Genomic DNA, 732 nt, shown 5'->3' on the forward strand with positions numbered 1-732 from the left:
GCGGAAGGAGCGCAAAACCAAGATCGAGTGTCTGACCTGGAATTACTGACAGAAGCCCTCCGGACGCGGGGGGCTTTTTGTTTTGCGTCCTTCCTGAGTCCTGATCATACCGCCAACTTCGGTACATGGCATCTTTTTTTACCGATCAGCAGATTCAGGCTGTTCTCAACAAATACATGCAGGAGGCCGAGCGGCTCTTTAAGCAGCGGGCACAGGCAGCCCGGCTGGAGCTCACCGGGGACCTGATCAATTCCTTCAAGACCGAAGCCGCTACCGCTGCCGACAACTTTGTCAGCGCCCGGCTGACGATGGCCGCGTATGCCCGCTTCAGGGACTTGCAGCGCATGAGCTACTTCCGCAGCCCGCCGCTGTCATCGATGGAGTACTTCGTGGAAAAAGTAGGGGTCGAAAAGTTTGCCTACGTACCCGGCTACGACAGCTTTTCCAAACCGGTCACCGAAATAAAAGCCATCAACCGTATTGCCTGGGGACTTAAAATGGCCCGCCACCGGTATCCCGATGTCAAGCGGGGTTACCGGGGTATCTATGCCGATCCCCTGCTGAAGGACGTACTGCCCAACTTGTTTTTCGACATCAAACAGCAGGCGGGTCTGACGGCCCTGCGCCAGCTTAAACTCATGTTCTCCTGATGGCACTTAATCTCAATGAAAAGGCCAGTCTCCAGGTCGATATCGACGGCCGCGGGGCGGCTAACGAACTGGCCCTGCTCAA

General features: G+C 56.1%; 1 protein-coding gene. It reads left to right on the forward strand.

Annotated elements, in window-relative coordinates:
• Positions 1-125 precede the first annotated feature (125 nt).
• On the forward strand, positions 126-650 hold the full coding sequence (locus tag BLX24_RS30910) for a hypothetical protein (protein ID WP_071506940.1): 525 nt from the start codon (positions 126-128) through the stop codon (positions 648-650).
• Positions 651-732: the final 82 nt, after the last annotated feature.

It is taken from the genome of Arsenicibacter rosenii, assembly GCF_001870735.1.
In the GTDB taxonomy this organism is placed as follows: Bacteria; Bacteroidota; Bacteroidia; order Cytophagales; family Spirosomataceae; genus Arsenicibacter; species Arsenicibacter rosenii.

Coding starts and splice junctions, on each gene's coding strand:
- BLX24_RS30910 (WP_071506940.1), top strand. CDS start 126: ATGGCATCTTTTTTTACCGATCAGCAGATTCAGGCTGTTCTCAACAAA.